Source organism: Nocardiopsis coralliicola (assembly GCF_054779695.1).
Genome location: NZ_BAAGXT010000059.1, coordinates 15,729 through 32,842, shown reverse-complemented (window position 1 = coordinate 32,842; position 17,114 = coordinate 15,729). Strand labels below are relative to the sequence as shown.

Here is a 17,114-nt window from a genome sequence, read left to right as displayed (position 1 = left end):
GGTGCCGCCGCCGGCGCCGCCGGCGGCGCGCCCGGTCCGGCCGGCGGAGCCCCGCTACTGCTGGTCGTCGCCGGCGTCGGCCCCGGCCCAGCCGCAGCGCTGGCGGCCGCCGACCTTGCCGCGGCGTTCGCCCGAACCGGCGAGGACCCGCTGCTCGTACTGGCCGACCCCGACAGCGCAGGGCGGCGGGCGCTCGGCCTCGACTCCGCCCGCGGGCTCGCCGAAGTCGTCGACGACGGCGCCGCCGCTGCGCCGCTGGAGCGCCGCGCCCGCGGCATCCGGGTGCTGACCCGCGGACTGCGGGCCGACGCCGGGCTGATGCGCCGCTCCGGCACGGCCGCCGCGCTGCTGGGATCCGACGCCGGCACGGTGCTGGTGGCCGCGGCGCCGCTGGCGGAGTCGGCCGACGCCCACGCCCTCGCTGCGGCGGCCGACGCGGTCCTGCCGGTCGTCGAGCTCGGCCGCACCACCGCCGGCGAACTCGTCGCGGAACTGCGCTCGCTCGAGCCCGCGGGCGCCCGCATCCCCGGCCTGGCGGCCGTCCTGGCCTACACGGCCACCGCCCCGCCCGCCCCCGAAGCGGCCGCGGACCACCCGGCCCTCACCCCCGGCACCCGCCGCCCGGCCCGCCGACCCGCCCAGCAGCCCGCACCGGGGCCCGCTGCCCCCGCCGCCCAGCAGGCGGCCCCCGCACCGCCGCGCTCAACCGGCGCGGCCGCTCCGGCGGCATCCGGATCCGCCGCCGGCATCGCCGTACCGGACACCTCGGTGCTTGTGCCGCCCAGCGCGCCGGAGCGCGCGGAGCACCGATCCGCCGCCGCTCGAGAGCTCTCCGCAGCAGCCGCACCGGTTCGGAAGGGATCGGCGGTCCCTTCGCCCGAGCGCGCCCACGGCAGCGCCTCCGCGCCGGAGCCGGCCGAGAACACCGGCCTGGACGCCACCGCCGCGGGGCCCGCGGCCAGCACGGACGGGCAGCCGGTCCGCACCCGCGCATCAGCCGACCCCGCCGCGGGACGGGAGGGGACCGCCGTCCCTTCGGCAGCGCACCCGCCGCACCCCGCCGCACCGACGGGACCCGCCGCAGCCGGCACGCCCGCAGAGCGCAGTGAGCAGGATGCGGACGGAAGCACCGGCCGGGCCTCCGCCGCCCCCGCTGCGCCCGCTCCCGCCGCCGGGACCGGCGCGGAGTCTGCAGCCGCTGCCGCCGCCACCGAGCGGAAGGACGCGGTCGCCTCCCCCACCGCCCGCGCCGCGCTCGGAATCGCGCCGGCCGAAACCGATACGCACCGCGCACGCTCCGACCACGCCGACGGCACCGACGCGCCCGCCGGCGTCCTGCCCCCGCCCGGCGCCGCCTCCGCGTCGGACACCGCGCTGCCGGAAGCCGCGGGACCCGAGGCACCCGTCGCAGACGGCGCTCCCGGTACCGGTCCCGCCGATGGGCGTGAGCCGGCCCCGGGGCCCAGCGGCGGCCAGGGCAGCCACTCCGCGGAGCCGCTGCGCACCTCCCCCGCACGCCCCGGCCGACACGATCCGGCACCGCGGCGCTGATGTCCGCTGTCCGCGGCACGGCCGCCCCCGTCCGTGCCGCCGCACCGTCCTGCACCAGTGCCGCGCTCCGGCCCGGCTCCCCCGCCGGGCCGGTACGGATGCGGCCGGCACCGGCTGCCGCGCCCACTGCGTCCGCACCACGGGCTCTCCCGCCCTCCCCCTCCCTCCTCCCGCTGATCTGGTCCATGTCCTTCTATGCCGCCCCCGCCGCGGCTCCGGCCGCCAGGGCGGCAGGGCCCGGAGCGGGGGCACCGGGGGTGAGCGCGCGGTGGCCGACGAGACGACCTACCTGACCGACCTGGCCGCGGTGCTGTGGCCGTGCGGCGGGCTGATCAACCGCGGCGGCGACGCCGCGGCCGGCCCACCCGCCGGCGCCGCTGCAGCAGAGCCGGAGGCCGTGCCGCCGTCCGCGATCCGCGCCTACCTTCCGGTGCCGTCGGCGCACCGGCCACGGCTGCTCCTGCCGGCCGGGGACCGCCGGGCGGCGGTCCGCGGCATCGCGGCGTTCGCCCACCGGCACACGCTCCGCGAGCGCACCCGCGCCGCGCTGCTGAGCGCCGCCTTCAGCACCGGTGTCGCGCCGCTGCTGCTGCGCGACCGGCTCCAGGTCGGCACCGGCTCCACCATCGAAGAGGCCCTGAGCGGCGCGCTGGGCCGCGAGGTCGTGATCGCCGTGCACCTGGGGCCGCCGCGCGCGAACCGGAAGCCGGTGGTGCTGCTGCTCACCCCGGCCGGACGCAGCGTCGGCTACGCAAAGGTGGGCGTGGACGACCTCACCGGGCGGCTGGTCCGCGCCGAGACGAGTGCGCTGCAGCGGCTGGCAGCGGCGCACCTGCCCGACGTCACCGTGCCGCGGCTGCTGCACCACGGCAGCTGGAACGGCCGCCCGCTGCTGGTCCAGGAGCCGCTACCGGTGGGCGACCAGACCGACCGGCCCACCCGCCGCCAGCTGCTGCGCTGCGTCCTGCAGATCGCGGCCCTGGACCGGCTGCAGGAGGCCCCGCTGCAGATGAGCGTGTATGCGGCCGAGCTTTCGGCGCGCATCGACGCGCTCGGCGCCCGGCCCGAGGCCCCCCGCCTGCAGGCCGCGCTGCGGTCGCTGCCGCCGGTGCGGCTGCCGTTCGGCGCCTGGCACGGCGACCTGACCCGGTGGAACATCGCGTCCACCGCGCGGCGGGCCTTCGTCTGGGACTGGGAGCGGCTCGGCTACGGCGTTCCGCTGGGCTTCGACGCCCTCCACTACGAGCTCAACGAATGCGTGCAGGGCGGCGTGCACGCGGGCGTCCACCGGTGGCTGGAGACCGGCCCCCGGCTCCTCGCCGACCCGCTGCTCACCGGCGCAGGGCTGCCGCAGGCGGCGGTGCCCGCCGTGATGGCGCTCTACCTGGCCGACCTCGCCACCCGCTACCTGCAGGACCGGCAGGCCGAGGGGGGCGGCCGGCTCGCCGCGGTGGACGACTGGCTGCTGCCCGCCCTGGAGGGCCTGTGCGAACGCGCCGCCCGCGACCCCGGGCACCGCTGACCCGATACCAGCCCGCCGCGGCCCGGCGAGGGCGCAGCGCCTAGGCTGCCCGGATGGAGGCTTCGGGGCGGGAGACGGCGGCGATCCGCGGCGCGCGGGTGCGCCTGTCCGATCGGCGGACCCAGAGCAGCTGGGAGGTCGAGCTTGCGGACTACCGGATCGGCACCGTCCCAGTGACCCGGTCGCTGTACGCGTCCGCCCTGGCCGAGGCCGCGCCGGGCGGTGCGGACGGCGAGGGCCGGCTGCCCGCGGAGAGCGTGTCCTGGTGGGACGCGCTCCGCTTCTGCAACGCCCTTTCGGCGCGCTGCGGACTCGCCCCCGCCTACCTCCTGAGGCCCCCGCGCGCCGGAGAACCCGCCTCGGCCGAAGCCCTGGGCGGCGACGGCTACCGGCTGCCCACCGAAGCCGAATGGGAGCACGCCTGCCGGGCGGGGACCCCCGGGCCGCGGTACGGCCCGCTCGACGCCGTCGCCTGGTACCGCGGCAACTCCGGCGAGCGGCTCCGGCCGGTCGGCGGCAAGGCGCCCAACGCCTGGGGCCTCTACGACACGCTCGGCGGCGTCTGGGAGTGGTGCTGGGACCGCTACGACCCCGAGGTGTACGGCGAGTACCGCGTCCTCCGCGGCGGCGGCTGGTTCGACGAACACTGGTCCTGCCGCGCCTCCGTACGGCGCCGCAGCCACCCCGCCCTGCAGATCGACGACGTCGGCTTCCGCATCGCCCGCAGCGGCTCCGGCTGAGGACTCATTTCATTCGGGTTCTCTGCCCGCTGGCCTCATGGTGATGACCGAGGGGGTGGTGGCCGCTCAGGCTGCGGGACCTGTTCCAGCCGGTGGCGCCCCAGGCACCCACCCGCCAGCAGTGCGGGGGCCGGCGCAGATACGGGCGCGAAGATCCGCTTGATCCCCGAGCGGCGGTTTGCCGCCTTCACTGGGCACTGCGGGTGCGAACCCGCACGACAGTCAGGCAGCCCCGCAGCCGCTGGGTGCGCGCGGTACCGCCCCTCAGGTCCCGTCGCGGCCGGCGGCGGCGCAAACCGGCCAGTCGCCATGGCCACAGCGGACACTGCGGCGGTCGGCAATCCGATGAATGCGGCACGCAGGATCGCGCACCGGCTGGCCGGATGCCGCCGCCTGCACCGCCGCCGCGGACACACCTGCGCACACTGGCCGGCCTCCGCCGACGCCCCTGTGCACACTGATCTGCCACCGCAGCCCCACTCGGAGCGACGGGCTCTCCGGCAGGGGCTTCCCGGCCCGACCGCGAACACTGCCTCCCCGAACCGGCCGCCCCGTGCTCCGCTGGACATGAGCGGCGCTGCCGCCCACTGGGCGCGGACTCAGTATCCGAACCGGCGGCGGACCGGGAAGGTGAGCGCGGCGACCGCGAGCCGGCCCGCCGGGCCGAGGCCCGGCCAGCCCGCGTCCGAAGGCACCTGGACGGTACCGGTACGGAAGCGCAACGGGCCGCCGGACACGGTGTGGCCGGGGGTGAGGACGGCCGCCCCGCCGGGCGCCACCTCGGGCGCCCCGGCTGCGCCGCCGTCGCACCCGGCGAACGCCGCAATACGGCCCAGCTCCCGGCCCGGCTGGTCGGTGAAGTCCTCGTAGCGGATCCGGAGCGTCGGCGTCCCGGACCGCTCCAGCGCCCCCAGCACCCCGTTCTGCGCCACCCACTGCACGGCGGTGCGGGTGGGCGAGGCCCGTGCCAGGAACCGCACCCGGCCGGCGGGCCCGGAATCCGGCCGCGGCTCCTGCGCGCGCCAGGCGTGCGCGACGCCCCGCGGGTCGCGCACCACGTGCAGCAGGCGCATCCGGGCGCCGTAGCGCAGCCGCAGGCAGGCGGCGAGGGAGGCGTGCTTGCTGGAGTCGACCACCACGCCGCATCCGCTCACCTGGGCGACCGCGCGGTAGAGGCGGTCGTAGAAGGCGGTGTACTCGCTCGCCCGGCGCACCAGCTCAGCGGAGGGCTGGTCGGCGAGGAGCTCGGCGGTGAACCGGGTGCGGTCCACGCCGTCCTTCAGTTCGAGGATCCGCGCCGGGTCGACCCGGTCCCATCCGCCGAAGGCGACCCGGCCCACCTCGGCCCAGAAGGGGCAGCTCCCGAACGGCGCCCCGCAGCCGCAGGTCTCGTCGTCCACCAGCGAGCGGCGCCACATGTGCACCACCTCGCCGATCCCGCACACCCCGGGCAGCTCGGCGAGGAGCCGCTCGATCAGCGTGGATCCGCACCGCCCGATCCCGCCGACGAAGACCACTCGAAGATCGTCCACGGCACGCCACACTATTACGCTCGGTGTCCATACGCGCACTTTCCGATGCCACGGGATCGCGGGGCACCCCGCGACAACATCGGCAGACTGGAGGGGGTTGCGGGGGCGTGGGGGGCGTCCCCCACACCGGAAGCACACGCGGGAGCGTGCAGACCGCCCCCACACCGGAGGGGAAGCGCGGCCTCCACTCAGCTGCTCAGCACCATCCCCGCGCCGACCGTGGCGTTGGTGCCCTCGTCGACCAGGATGAAGCCGCCGGTGAACCGGTTCTTGGTGTAGGCGTCGGCGAACAGCGGCTGGGCCGTGCGCAGCGCCACCCGGCCGATCTCGTTGAGCTCCAGCGCCTGCGCCGAGGTGTCCCGGTGCAGCGTCGTCACGTCCAGCCGGTAGAGCAGGTCGCGCACCTTCACCTTCGCGGTGCGGGTCGTGTGCTTGACGAGCAGACGCGACTGGGGGGTCAGCTTCGACGCCTCCGACATCCAGCACACCATCGCCTGCAGGTCGCGCCCCTCGGCCGGCCGGTTGTTCGGCCGGCAGATCATGTCGCCGCGGGAGACATCGATGTCGTCCTCCAGCAGCAGCGTCACCGACTGCGGCGCGAACGCCTCGTCCAGGTCGCCGTCTGCCGTGGCGATGCGGGCGATGCGCGTGGTCAGACCGGAAGGCAGGTGCACCACCTCGTCGCCCGGCCGCAGCACTCCACCGGCGACCTGGCCCGCATAGCCGCGGTAGTCGTGCAGCTCGGGGTCGCCGGCCTTGTGCGGCCGCACCACGTACTGGACCGGGAAGCGGGCGTCGATCAGGTTGCGGTCGGAGGCGATGTGGACGTTCTCCAGGTGGTGCAGCAGCGACGGCCCCTCGTACCACGGCATCTCCGGCGAGCGCTCGACGACGTTGTCGCCGTGCAGCGCCGAGATCGGCACGAACGTCAGGTCCGCGACGTCGAGCTTGGCGGCGAAGTCGGTGAACTCGCGGCGGATCTCCTCATAGCGGTCCCGGTCGTAGCCGACCAGGTCCATCTTGTTGACCGCCACGACCAGGTGCGGCACCTGCAGCAGCGCGGCCAGGAACGCGTGCCGGCGGCTCTGCTCCTGCAGCCCCTTGCGCGCGTCCACCAGGATGATCGCCAGGTCGGCCGTTGACGCGCCGGTCACCATGTTCCGGGTGTACTGCACGTGCCCGGGGGTGTCGGCGATGATGAACGTCCGCTTGGGCGTGGCGAAGTAGCGGTAGGCGACGTCGATGGTGATGCCCTGCTCGCGCTCGGCGCGCAGGCCGTCGGTGAGCAGCGCGAGGTTGGTCTGCTCCTCGCCGCGCGAGCGGCTGGTGCGCTCCACCGCGTCGAGCTGGTCGGCGAGGATGGCCTTGGAGTCGAACAGCAGCCGCCCGATGAGGGTGCTCTTGCCGTCGTCGACGGATCCGGCCGTGGCGAACCGCAGGATGTCAGTGGTCATGGCTCAGGTACTCGCGTTCTGAGGAGAGGGAGGCGGGATGGGGTGGGGGCGAGGGGGGAGGACGGGTGTCGGCGGGGCCGGAACACGGCCTAGGGCGTGTCTGGTGAATGGCGTTCGCAGGACAGGTGTCCACCAAACACGCCCTAGAAGTAGCCCTCGCGCTTGCGGTCCTCCATCGCGGCCTCGCTGGCGCGGTCGTCAGCGCGCGTCTGGCCGCGCTCGGTGATCCGCGTAGCCGCGATCTCGTCGATGATGTCGCCGACCTCGGTTGCGGTGGACCGCACCGCACCGGTGCAGGACATGTCCCCCACCGTCCGGTAGCGGACGCTGGCTTCGAACACCTCTTCGCCGGCGCCGCGGTTGACGAACGGGCCATCGGCGAGCAGGATCCCGTCGCGCTCGAACACCTGGCGCCGGTGCGCGCGGTAGATGGACGGCAGCTCCAGGCCCTCGCGGGCGATGTAGCCCCAGACGTCCAGCTCGGTCCAGTTGGAGATGGGGAAGACGCGGATATGCTCGCCGCGCTCGATCCGGGTGTTGTACAGGCCCCACAGCTCGGGCCGCTGCGCCTTGGGGTCCCACTGGCCGAACTCGTCCCGGAAGGAGAACACCCGCTCCTTGGCGCGGGCCTTCTCCTCGTCCCGCCGCGCGCCGCCGAACGCGGCGTCGAAGCCGTGCTCTTCGATGGCCTCCAGCAGAGCGGCGGTCTGCAGCCGGTTGCGGCTGGCCCACCGGCCGGTGGGCTCGGTGACCTTGCCCTGGTCGATCTGCTCCTGCACCGAGGCGACGACCAGCTCGACGCCGGCCTCCTTCAGCCGGCGGTCGCGGAACTCCATGACCTCGGGGAAGTTGTGGCCGGTGTCGACATGCATGACCGCGAACGGGATGCGCCCCGGCCAGAACGCCTTCTCGGCCAGCCGCAGCAGCACGATGGAGTCCTTGCCGCCGGAGAACAGCAGCACCGGCCGCTCGAACTCGGCCGCCACCTCCCGCATGATGAAGAGGGCCTCGGACTCCAGGTGGTCCAGCTGCGAGAGGCGGTACCGCCCCGCCTCCACTGTCTGCGCCATGGTCAGCCCTCGCTCCCGTGCATCACGCTGCGGACGGGAGCACCGGCGCCGTCAGTTCGCGGCGTGGGGCCCCGCCCCGTCCCGATCCGCCACTCCGCGGATGCTGGCCAACACCATACCCGACAATTCCGGTCGGCATACAAGGATATCCGGGAGGGAGGGGTCCAGCTGGTTGTAGACCAGGGACGATCCGTCGATCCGCGACGCGTGCAGCCCCGCCGCGCGGGCCACCGCGACCGGCGCCGCGCTATCCCACTCGTACTGGCCGCCGGCGTGCACATAGAGGTCCGCCATGCCGAGCATCACCGCGCAGATCTTCGCGCCCGCCGAACCCATCGGCACCACCTCGGCGCCCATCGCCGTCGCCATCCGGCCGACGAACTCCGGCGGCCGGGACCGGCTCGTGGTGATGCGCAGCCGCTGCCCCGAAGGGCGCTCGGCCGGCAGCCACGGCGGATCCACCGTGGAGAGCGCACTGCCCTGCGCCGGCAGCGCCACCGCTCCGGCGGCCAGCTCGCCGTTCTCCCACAGCGCCACGTGCACCGCCCAGTCGGTGCGCCCCGCCTCGGCGAACTCCCGGGTGCCGTCCAGCGGATCGATGATCCAGACGCGGCGCGCACCGACCCGCGCCGTGTCGTCGATCCCCTCCTCCGACAGCACGGCGTCACTGGGCCGCAGCCGCCCCAGCGCGGAGAAGAGGAACTCGTGCGCCGTGCGATCCCCCAGGGTGCGCAGCACCTCCGGCTCGGCGAAACCGTGCCGGGCCCGCAGCTTCAGCAGCTGCTGGCCGGCCTCCACCGCGAGATCCCGCGCCACCTCATGATCGTTTCGGATGCTGCTCACCGGCCTCAGTACGCTCCCGCCCGCAGATCAGCGCTGACCACTTCTTCCGGGGATCCGATTCCGAGGGACTGCACACCGGGGGTCAGCGACCAGTGCAGTCCCGCACCGCCTGCATCACGCGGGGGCCGCACTCCCGCGCAGCGGACGGCACTCCGTCGTGCCCGCCCACCGGCAGCCCCGGGCAGGGCCACCGCCGCCGGCACCATCGTACGGAACAGCCCCGGGCCGCAGGCGACTCCGCCCCTTCCCACGCGTGTCCGGGCGACACGCCGGCCCGGACACGCTCCGTACCGGCAGCGCCGGCACCGCGGGCAGCGGCACCCGCGGCGCTGGTGCGGCCCGGCAGCGGCCGCGAAGCCCTGCATCGGCGGCGCACAGGCCTCCCCGTCCCCACCAGAACCCCGCCAGCCCCGGGTAAACAGTAGCTAAACGCGACCGCGGAATCTCGGGCCGTCACGAGTTTCGGCAAGAAAAAACCCGGTCCGCAGACCGGGGTGCTCCATCAGCCGCCGCGGCGGATCCCGCGCCCGAGCACTTCAGCGGCCCGAGCGCCCTCCGGCACGGCTCCGCCGCGCCCCTCCCCGCACACGCGCACTGCGAAGCCGGGCCAGGCCCGCAGCAGGGACTCTACTGCGCGGTGTGGAAGGTGTTCTGGGCCCGCTCCAGGCCCTCGGCCACCACGGCTTCCACCGCGTCGCCGGCACGCTCCACCTCCACGCCGAGCTCCTTGCGCTCAGCCGCGGAGAAGTCCCGCAGTACGTAGTCGGCCGGATCCATCCGGCCGGGCGGGCGCCCGACACCGAACCGCACCCGGATGTAGCCCGGCCCGGACAGCGAGGCCGAAACCGACTTCAGGCCGTTGTGGCCGCCGGATCCGCCGCCGCGCTTGAGCTTCAGCGCACCGAACGCGATGTCCATGTCGTCGTGGACCACCACGACCCGCTCCATCGGCACCCGGTAGAACCGGCACAGGCCGGCGACCGGGCCGCCGGAGAGGTTCATGAAGCTCCGCGGCTTCGCCAGCACCACCGGGACCCCGCCGAGCCGGGTCTCGCAGACCTCGGCGTGCGCCTTGCCGTTCCCCCGCTTGAAGCGCTCGCCGCGGCGGGCGGCCAGCGCCTCCACAACGAAGAAGCCCACATTGTGCCGGTTCCCGGCGTACTTCGGCCCCGGATTGCCCAGGCCGACGACCAGCCACCGCTCGGACTCCGCCACCCCGGCCCCTCCGGTATCCCCGCTCCCCTGCCCGCCGTGCGGCGGGTCCGACGGCAGCGATGCGCGGCCCCCGGGCAGCAAACGCCGCAGGAGACCGCGCATCGACTCAGCCATAAAGAGGAACCTACTCGGAAGCCTGCTCCTCGGACGCCTCGGCGCCCTCGGCGGCAGCCTCTTCCTCCTCGGCCTCCTCTTCGGTGACCTCGGCGGAAATGCTCACCACGACCGACTCCGGGTCGGTGGCCAGCTCGACACCGGCCGGCAGCTTCAGCTCGCCGGCGGTGACCGTGGTACCGGCCTCCAGGCCCTCAACCGACAGCTCGACGCCCTCGGGAATGCGGGTCGCGTCAGCGGCCACCGTCACCGAGAACAGCTCCTGCGACAGGGCGGCACCCGGCGCGATGTCGCCGGCCAGGTTCACCGCGATGTCGACCTCGACCTTCTCGCCCTTCTTCACGACGAGCAGGTCGACGTGCTCCAGGAAGCCCTTGATCGGGTCGCGCTGCACGCTCTTCGGCAGCACCAGGTTTTCGGAACCCTCGACGCCGTCCACGCGCAGCAGCACGTTCGGGGTCTTCAGGGCCAGCATCAGGTCGTGGCCGGGCAGCGTGATGTGGCGGGGGTCGGTGCCGTGGCCGTAGAGGACGGCCGGCACCTTACCCGCGCGGCGGACGCGACGCGCGGCGCCCTTGCCGAATTCCGTGCGCGGCTCGGCAGCGATACGTACCTCGGACACGACAAAACTCCTCGGAGGATCGTCCCCGCAGCACAGCGGGGAACACGACTTCTCTGAAACACTCCCGCGGGACGGGAGAACACACGGGATCGGTCCCGCGGGCAGGCGGAGACGCCGAAGCGCACCGCACCCGGGCACGGAGCCCGCGCGGGGCACCCGGCCCCGGCGAACCCAGCAGACCCCGCAGACACACAAGGCGCGGAGGCACCGCGGGCACGGGGACAACTCCGACCAGTCTACTGCCTGAAGAGACGTCTTCAGCACATACGGGGGCTCCCCGCTCCGGACAGCCCCGCACGCCACCGGCCGATAGCGCACGCCGCGCGGCAGAACCGCTGCCGCGCGGCGCCGGATCAGTTCTCGAAGAGGCTCGTGACCGAACCGTCGCTGAAAACCTCGTTGATCGCACGCGCCAGAAGCGGGGCGATCGACAGCTGGGTCAGCTTCCCGAAGTCCCGCTCCTTCGGCACCGGCAGCGAGTTCGTGATGACGACCTCGGAGATCCGCGAGTTCTGCAGCCGCTCCGCCGCCGGACCGGACAGCACGCCGTGCGTCGCCGCCGCGATCACGTTGCTCGCGCCCTGCTCGTAGAGGGCGTCGGCCGCCTTCACGATCGTCCCGGCGGTGTCGATCATGTCGTCCACCAGGATGCAGGTGCGGCCCTCGACGTCGCCGACGACCTCGTGCACCTTCACCTGGTTGGCGACCTCCGGGTCGCGCCGCTTGTGGATGATCGCCAGCGGCAGGCCCAGCCGGTCCGCCCAGCGGTCGGCCGTCCGGACCCGGCCGGCGTCCGGCGACACCACGGTCGCCTCCGAGCCGCCGATCTTCTTGCCGATGTAGTCGGCGAGCAGCGGCAGCGCGAACAGGTGGTCCACCGGGCCGTCGAAGAAGCCCTGGATCTGGTCGGTGTGCAGATCGATCGCCATCAGCCGGTTGGCGCCGGCGGTGGCGAAGAGGTCCGTCATCAGCCGCGCCGTGATCGGCTCCCGGCCCAGGTGCTTCTTGTCCTGGCGCGCATAGCCCAGGAACGGCGTGATCACCGTGATGCGCTTCGCCGACGCCCGCTTCAGCGCGTCCACCATGATGAGCTGCTCCATGATGGACTCGTTGATCGAGTCGGAGTGCGCCTGCAGCACGAACGCGTCACTGCCGCGCGCCGACTCCAGGTACCGCACGTACATCTCACCGTTGGCGAAGTCCTGGAACTTCGTCGGTACCACCTGGATGCCCAGCTGCTCGGCCACCTGCTCGGCCAGCTCCGGATGCGTACGCCCGGAGAACAGCATCAGCTTCTTCTGACCCGCGGCCTTGATGCCGGTCACGTTCCGATCCCCCACAAACACATCTCGTTCGCCAAAGCGGCGACCTGGTTCGCCCCGCCGGCGACGTCACGCACGGCGGTCGCCGCCCGTGGCGTCCGCGCGGGCGCGCGCGGCGGCCTCGGCCGCCGCCGTCCCCGGCCGGCGCCGTTCGACCCACCCGTCGATGGTGCGCTGCTCACCGGCCGAAACCGCCAGCGCACCCGGGGGGACGTCCTCGCGGACCACCGTTCCAGCGCCGGTGTAGGCGCCGTCGCCCACGTGCACGGGAGCGACGAACATGTTGTCGCTCCCGGTCCGCGCGTGGTCGCCGATGGTGGTCCGGTGCTTGTTGACGCCGTCGTAGTTCACGAACACCGACGAGGCGCCGATGTTCACGCCCTCGCCGATGTCGGCGTCGCCCACGTAGGTCAGGTGGGGGACCTTCGAGCCCGCGCCCACCGTGGACTGCTTCACCTCGACGAACGTGCCGACCTTGGCGCCCTCGCGCAGGTCGGCGCCGGGCCGCAGGTAGGCGAACGGGCCGACGCTGACGCCGTCGCCGACCAGCGCCGAGACGGCGTAGGTCTCGCGGACCTCGGCTTCGGCGCCGACCTCGGTGTCGGTCAGCGTGCTGCCCGGACCGACCACGGCCCCCTCGCCGACCACGGTGCGCCCGCGCAGCCGCACCTGCGGCTCCAGCAGGGCGTCGCGGCCGATCTCGACGTCGGCGTCCACCCAGGTGCTGGCGGGGTCGACAACGGTGACCCCGGCGCGCATGTGCGCCTGGAGCAGCCGGTCGTTGAGCAGCCGGCGCGCCTCCGCCAGCTGCACCCGGTCGTTGACGCCCTGGATCTCGACCCAGTCCGCGGCGGCCGTGGCACCGACCTTGCGGCCGTCGCCGCGCAGGATCGCCACGGCGTCGGTGATGTACTCCTCGCCCTTGGCGTTGTCGGTGGAGAGCCGGGTCACCACATCGGCCAGCGCGGCCCCGTCGAAGGCGTACATCCCCGAGTTGATCTCGGCGACGGCACGCTCGTCCGCGGTGGCGTCCGCGTGCTCCACGATGCCGGTGAACCCGCCGTCGGCGGCGCGCAGCACCCGGCCGTATCCGTGCGGGTCGGGGACGACCGCCGAGAGCACGGTGACCGCGTTGCCGGCCGCTTCGTGCGCGCCGACCAGGTCGGCGAGAGTGCGGCCGCGCAGCAGCGGGGTGTCGCCGTAGGCCAGTACGACCGTCCCGGAGAGCTCGGTGCCCTGGGCGGCGAGCTCGTCCACCGCCATCCGGACCGCGTGCCCGGTGCCGTTCTGCACCTCCTGGAGCGCGGTGACCGCGTCCGGGGCCCCCTCGGCGAGGTACTCCGCGACCCGCTCGCGCCCGTGGCCGACGACGACGGCCGTGCGCTGCGGCTTCAGCTCGCCGGCCGCGGCCAGCACGTGCCCCAGCAGGGGGCGCCCGCAGATCTCATGGAGGACCTTGGGGCGCCGGGACTTCATTCGGGTGCCCTCGCCCGCTGCGAGGACGATGACGGCAGCCGGGCGGCTCACGCTCACTGGCGGAGACTCCTCATGCTCGCTGGCGGATGGGTGCGGAAGGCGCGGGTGCGGACGCACCGGCGCTCCCAGGGCCGGGCCCTGCGGCCGTGCCTGCACTGCGCCGGGGATCCGGCGGATCCGTGCACGCGGCAGGGCAGTTCTGGGACCGACAGGGGAAGGATACATGCGCCCGCCCCAGCGTCCGGGTGCGGCGGGTGGGGGTGCGGGGCAGCGGCCGTGCCGGGCCTGCGCGCCGCGGGGGCAGCAGGTTCCCGCGGCTCCGGGGACGGCGGCGCACCCGCCGCGGGGACACGCGCGCACCCCTGTGAGATTGCTTGCGTTCACCCAGGTCAGGAGGGAGGCTCCCCGGCCAGGGCTCGAACCTGGAACGGACGGACCAAAACCGTCAGTGTTGCCGATTACACCACCGGGGACCGATACCCACCCAGAGCGGACATTTCCATCGGAACGGCCGGGAGAGCGGGTCCGGCCTAAGAGTACAGGCAGCGCTCGCCGTGCGGCATCACCGCAGAACCCCGGCCCCGGCGACCCCGCCCCCACCCAATCGTCCGCACGGAGACTGCCCGGCGGCCCGATCACCGGCCGGGTGCACCTCTGCTACTTCTGCTCGCCTTCACTCCGCGCCACGGCTTCCGCGCTTCCCGTCATGACCGCACGTGCGATCCCCTCCACTCGCCGGTAGAGCCCCGAGCTGCGCCGGACGTAGACGGTGAGCGCCCCCTTGTAGTGCTCGCCCGTATTCCTGCGCGCCGCCGCTGGGGTGTGCCTCTTCACGACCGGCTTGCGGAACTGGTCGCGATCGGCCCCCGTGACGCGCTCCCAGTACTCGGTGGCGGCATCCACGTCGGCACGCTCATGGATCTGCAGCGCGAAGCGCAGCCGCTCTCGGCCGACGCCCGCAACCTCCAGGAACCGCAGGTAGAAGCAGATCAGTTCGGGATCGCTATTGATAAAGCTGAGCTGGCTCTGGCGTCGCCACGGCTTCGATTTCGCCCCCTCGCACCAGTAGGCCACGGCTCCGATCAGGAGGACCTCCCGATCGGTCAGCGCGCCGACCTCGCGCGCGCCGGCATCGAGTTCACCCTGCCGCTCCGCCGCCTTCCGCTGCCGGTGCCGCTCCATCCGATAGGTACAGAATTCGGCCCATTCTGCATCAGAGCCCTCCCACCCAGGGGGCGGGACTGCGGGGTCATGACGCTCCGGCCGCGGCAGATCGCGCAGCCAGAGGGACAGGCTGCTCTTGGAGACCCTGAGCGTGCGCGCGATGGCGGTGTAGCTCCAGCCCTGCTCCCTGAGTTCGCGGGCGCGGGCCCGCAGTTCCGGCTTGGCGCGGTGGGCGAGCCGGGCGTGCACGGGTTCGATGTGGCCGTGGAAGAGCTGCTGGAGCCGCCAGCCCGAGATCCCGAGCTCGGCGCGGATGCGGACATTGCCCCAGCCCTGGGCGCGCAGCGCGAGGGCGCGGGCACGCAGGTCCGCGGCGGGGTCTGCGGCTTCGGCCGCGGGGCGCGGGGCCGGGGCGGGGTCGGGGGTGGGCGGAGGGGGCGGACTGCCTTCGGTCGAACGCGCGTTCGTATCCACTCTTCGACGGTACGGCGCAACGCGCCCGCGCGGGGCCGATTTTTCCGTTTCGGCCCGGATCCGACGCGCGGCCTCCCAGGCGGTCTCGCGCATCCGGGTCGGACCGCTACCGAGGGCGACTTGCCAAACCTACGGATACGTAGGTTACGGTTTCGTAGGTAATCCTCGGGTGGTCCCGGGGTTCGATCGCCGGGCGGTCGGGTGGCGGGAGCGGTTTCCGCGCGTGCACACCCCTCCGGGTCGCACGGCCTCCGACATCGAGGTGGATTCATGACGGTGACCTCCGACAGCACACCCGCAGATGCGGGTGCTGCCGCCGCCGAGCGGCGCGCGCCCGAGCCCGAGCTCGATCCCGAGGGCGCGTCCAAGGCCCAGCGGATCACGGTGTTCTTCTTCGTCCTGGTGCCGCTGCTGGCACTGGTCGCGGCAGTCCCCTTCGCCTGGGGCTGGGGACTGACCTGGGTGGACGTCGGCATCGCCACCGCGTTCTACGCGGTGTCCGGCCTGGGCATCACGGTGGGCTTCCACCGCCACTTCACGCACGGCTCGTTCAAGGCCAACCGGCCGCTGCGGATCGCGCTGGCGGTCGCGGGCAGCCTCGCCATCGAGGGCAGCGTCATCAAGTGGGTGGCCGACCACCGGCGGCACCACAAGTACGCCGACCACGAGGGGGACCCGCACTCGCCGTGGCGGTTCGGCGACGACTGGCGCTCGGTCGCCAAGGGGCTGTTCTACGCGCACATGGCGTGGATGTTCCTGAGCGAGGAGAAGACCTCGCCGAAGCGGTTCGCCCCGGACCTGATGAAGGACCCCGACGTGCGCCGCGTCGACAAGCTGTTCATCCCGCTGGTCCTGGTGTCGCTGTTCGCCCCCGCCCTCATCGGCGGCCTGATCACGATGTCGTGGTGGGGCGCCTTCACCGCCTTCTTCTGGGCCGGGCTGGTCCGGGTTGCGCTGCTGCACCACGTGACGTGGTCGGTCAACTCGATCTGCCACACCATCGGCGAAGAGAACTTCGAGGTCCGCGACCGCTCCCGCAACGTCTGGTGGCTCGCCATCCCCTCGTTCGGCGAGTCCTGGCACAACCTGCACCACGCCGACCCCACCTGCGCCCGGCACGGCGTCCTCAAGGGCCAGATCGACATCTCCGCCCGCGTGATCTGGGCGTTCGAGAAACTCGGCTGGGCGACCAAGGTGCGGTGGCCGAACAAGGAGCGCCTCGCGGCCAAGCGCGTCAGCGTTTAGGCTCGGGGCCACCATGGACGCCGCGGCAGAGAAGAAGACGGCCCGCGCCCGCCGGAAGCGCATGTCCGGGCGGGAGCGGCGCGAGCAGCTGCTCGGAATCGGGCGGGAGCTCTTCGCCGAGCGGGGCTTCGACGGCACGTCGGTCGAGGAGGTCGCGGCGCGCGCCGGCGTGTCCAAGCCGGTGGTCTACGAGCACTTCGGCGGCAAGGAGGGCATCTACGCGGTCGTGGTCGACCGCGAGATGCAGACGCTGCTGGGCATGGTCGGCGACTCGCTGACCGCCGATCACGCCCGCGGCAAGATCGAGAACGCCGCGCTGGCGCTGCTCCAGTACGTGGAGGAGCACAGCCAGGGGTTCCGGATCCTGGCGCGGGACTCGCACGCCGCGTCGGGCACCGGCAGCTTTGCCAGCCTGATCAGCGATATCGCCACCCAGGTCGAGCACATCCTCGGCGAGGAGTTCACCGAGCGGGGGTTCGATCCGAAGCTGGCGCCGCTGTACGCGCAGTCGCTGGTGGGCATGGTCGCGCTGACCGGCCAGTGGTGGCTGGAGGTGCGCAAGCCCAAGCGCGAGGTGGTGGCGGCGCATCTGGTGAACCTGGCCTGGAACGGGCTGTCCGACTTGGAGGCGAAGCCGAAGCTGGAGTCGCTGCCGCAGAAGCGGCGGCGGTCGGAGTAGCCCCCGCCGGCCTGCAGCACCGGCCCCGGACCCTGCGCGGATCCGGGGCCGTCTGCGTCCGGCGGACGGCGCGCAACCCGTGCGGGGCCGG

13 protein-coding genes and 1 pseudogene are annotated in these 17,114 nt (G+C 73.6%); 5 read left to right on the top strand and 9 right to left on the bottom strand.

Annotated elements, in window-relative coordinates:
* The 3 genes and pseudogenes from ACYVGT_RS25855 to ACYVGT_RS25845 form a co-directional block, all read left to right on the top strand.
* Nucleotides 1-1,551 (top strand): annotated as a pseudogene (locus tag ACYVGT_RS25855) (hypothetical protein); the annotation flags it as partial.
* Nucleotides 1,552-1,819: 268 nt separating this feature from the next.
* The gene (locus tag ACYVGT_RS25850; RefSeq protein WP_460863014.1) at nt 1,820-3,073 is read left to right on the top strand and encodes a phosphotransferase; all 1,254 of its coding nucleotides are present in this window, start codon (nt 1,820-1,822) and stop codon (nt 3,071-3,073) included.
* A gap of 53 nt (nt 3,074-3,126) precedes the next feature.
* On the top strand, nt 3,127-3,813 hold the full coding sequence (locus tag ACYVGT_RS25845; protein ID WP_460863013.1) for a formylglycine-generating enzyme family protein: 687 nt from the start codon (nt 3,127-3,129) through the stop codon (nt 3,811-3,813).
* 599 nt (nt 3,814-4,412) lie between these two features.
* On the opposite strand, the gene ACYVGT_RS25840 is transcribed toward ACYVGT_RS25845, so the two are convergent.
* The 9 genes from ACYVGT_RS25840 to ACYVGT_RS25800 all read right to left on the bottom strand — a co-directional run bounded on the left by ACYVGT_RS25840 (nt 4,413) and on the right by ACYVGT_RS25800 (nt 15,099).
* Nucleotides 4,413-5,345: a sulfotransferase gene (locus ACYVGT_RS25840; RefSeq protein ID WP_460863012.1), complete on the bottom strand. Its 933-nt coding sequence runs from the start codon at nt 5,343-5,345 to the stop codon at nt 4,413-4,415.
* 188 nt (nt 5,346-5,533) lie between these two features.
* Nucleotides 5,534-6,799 (bottom strand): sulfate adenylyltransferase subunit 1, encoded by a 1,266-nt coding sequence (locus ACYVGT_RS25835; protein WP_460863011.1) that lies wholly within the window; start codon nt 6,797-6,799, stop codon nt 5,534-5,536.
* Nucleotides 6,800-6,942: 143 nt separating this feature from the next.
* Nucleotides 6,943-7,869 carry a sulfate adenylyltransferase subunit CysD gene (gene cysD / locus ACYVGT_RS25830; RefSeq protein WP_460863010.1) on the bottom strand — a complete coding sequence of 309 codons (927 nt, stop codon included), beginning with the start codon at nt 7,867-7,869 and terminating at the stop codon, nt 6,943-6,945.
* 51 nt (nt 7,870-7,920) lie between these two features.
* Nucleotides 7,921-8,712: a 3'(2'),5'-bisphosphate nucleotidase CysQ gene (locus ACYVGT_RS25825; protein WP_460863009.1), complete on the bottom strand. Its 792-nt coding sequence runs from the start codon at nt 8,710-8,712 to the stop codon at nt 7,921-7,923.
* Between the two features lie 627 nt (nt 8,713-9,339).
* A complete protein-coding gene (gene pth / locus ACYVGT_RS25820; RefSeq protein WP_460863008.1) occupies nt 9,340-9,927 on the bottom strand; it encodes an aminoacyl-tRNA hydrolase in 588 nt (195 codons plus the stop codon).
* Between the two features lie 124 nt (nt 9,928-10,051).
* Entirely contained in the window at nt 10,052-10,663 is a 612-nt protein-coding gene (locus ACYVGT_RS25815; RefSeq protein WP_460863007.1) for a 50S ribosomal protein L25/general stress protein Ctc, read from the bottom strand.
* Nucleotides 10,664-11,016: 353 nt separating this feature from the next.
* Nucleotides 11,017-11,988, bottom strand: coding sequence for a ribose-phosphate diphosphokinase (locus ACYVGT_RS25810; RefSeq protein ID WP_460863006.1), 972 nt, complete (start codon nt 11,986-11,988; stop codon nt 11,017-11,019).
* A 66-nt stretch (nt 11,989-12,054) separates the two neighbouring features.
* Complete coding sequence (gene glmU, locus ACYVGT_RS25805) at nt 12,055-13,518, bottom strand: bifunctional UDP-N-acetylglucosamine diphosphorylase/glucosamine-1-phosphate N-acetyltransferase GlmU (protein WP_460863005.1); 1,464 nt, start codon at nt 13,516-13,518, stop codon at nt 12,055-12,057.
* A gap of 600 nt (nt 13,519-14,118) precedes the next feature.
* Nucleotides 14,119-15,099 (bottom strand): helix-turn-helix domain-containing protein, encoded by a 981-nt coding sequence (locus ACYVGT_RS25800; RefSeq protein ID WP_460863004.1) that lies wholly within the window; start codon nt 15,097-15,099, stop codon nt 14,119-14,121.
* A gap of 270 nt (nt 15,100-15,369) precedes the next feature.
* On the opposite strand from ACYVGT_RS25800, the gene ACYVGT_RS25795 reads away from it, so the two are divergent.
* Together ACYVGT_RS25795 and ACYVGT_RS25790 are read left to right on the top strand one after the other, a co-directional pair.
* Nucleotides 15,370-16,344 carry an acyl-CoA desaturase gene (locus tag ACYVGT_RS25795; protein WP_460863003.1) on the top strand — a complete coding sequence of 325 codons (975 nt, stop codon included), beginning with the start codon at nt 15,370-15,372 and terminating at the stop codon, nt 16,342-16,344.
* Between the two features lie 13 nt (nt 16,345-16,357).
* A complete protein-coding gene (locus tag ACYVGT_RS25790) occupies nt 16,358-17,023 on the top strand; it encodes a TetR family transcriptional regulator (RefSeq protein ID WP_460863002.1) in 666 nt (221 codons plus the stop codon).
* Nucleotides 17,024-17,114 lie beyond the last annotated feature (91 nt).

Excerpts from the sequence above, each read along its gene's own strand:
- ACYVGT_RS25845 (WP_460863013.1), top strand. The coding sequence starts at position 3,127 with ATGGAGGCTTCGGGGCGGGAGACGGCGGCGATCCGCGGCGCGCGGGTG.
- ACYVGT_RS25835 (WP_460863011.1), bottom strand. The coding sequence starts at position 6,799 with ATGACCACTGACATCCTGCGGTTCGCCACGGCCGGATCCGTCGACGAC.
- cysD (WP_460863010.1), bottom strand. The coding sequence starts at position 7,869 with ATGGCGCAGACAGTGGAGGCGGGGCGGTACCGCCTCTCGCAGCTGGAC.
- ACYVGT_RS25795 (WP_460863003.1), top strand. The coding sequence starts at position 15,370 with ATGACGGTGACCTCCGACAGCACACCCGCAGATGCGGGTGCTGCCGCC.
- ACYVGT_RS25790 (WP_460863002.1), top strand. The coding sequence starts at position 16,358 with ATGGACGCCGCGGCAGAGAAGAAGACGGCCCGCGCCCGCCGGAAGCGC.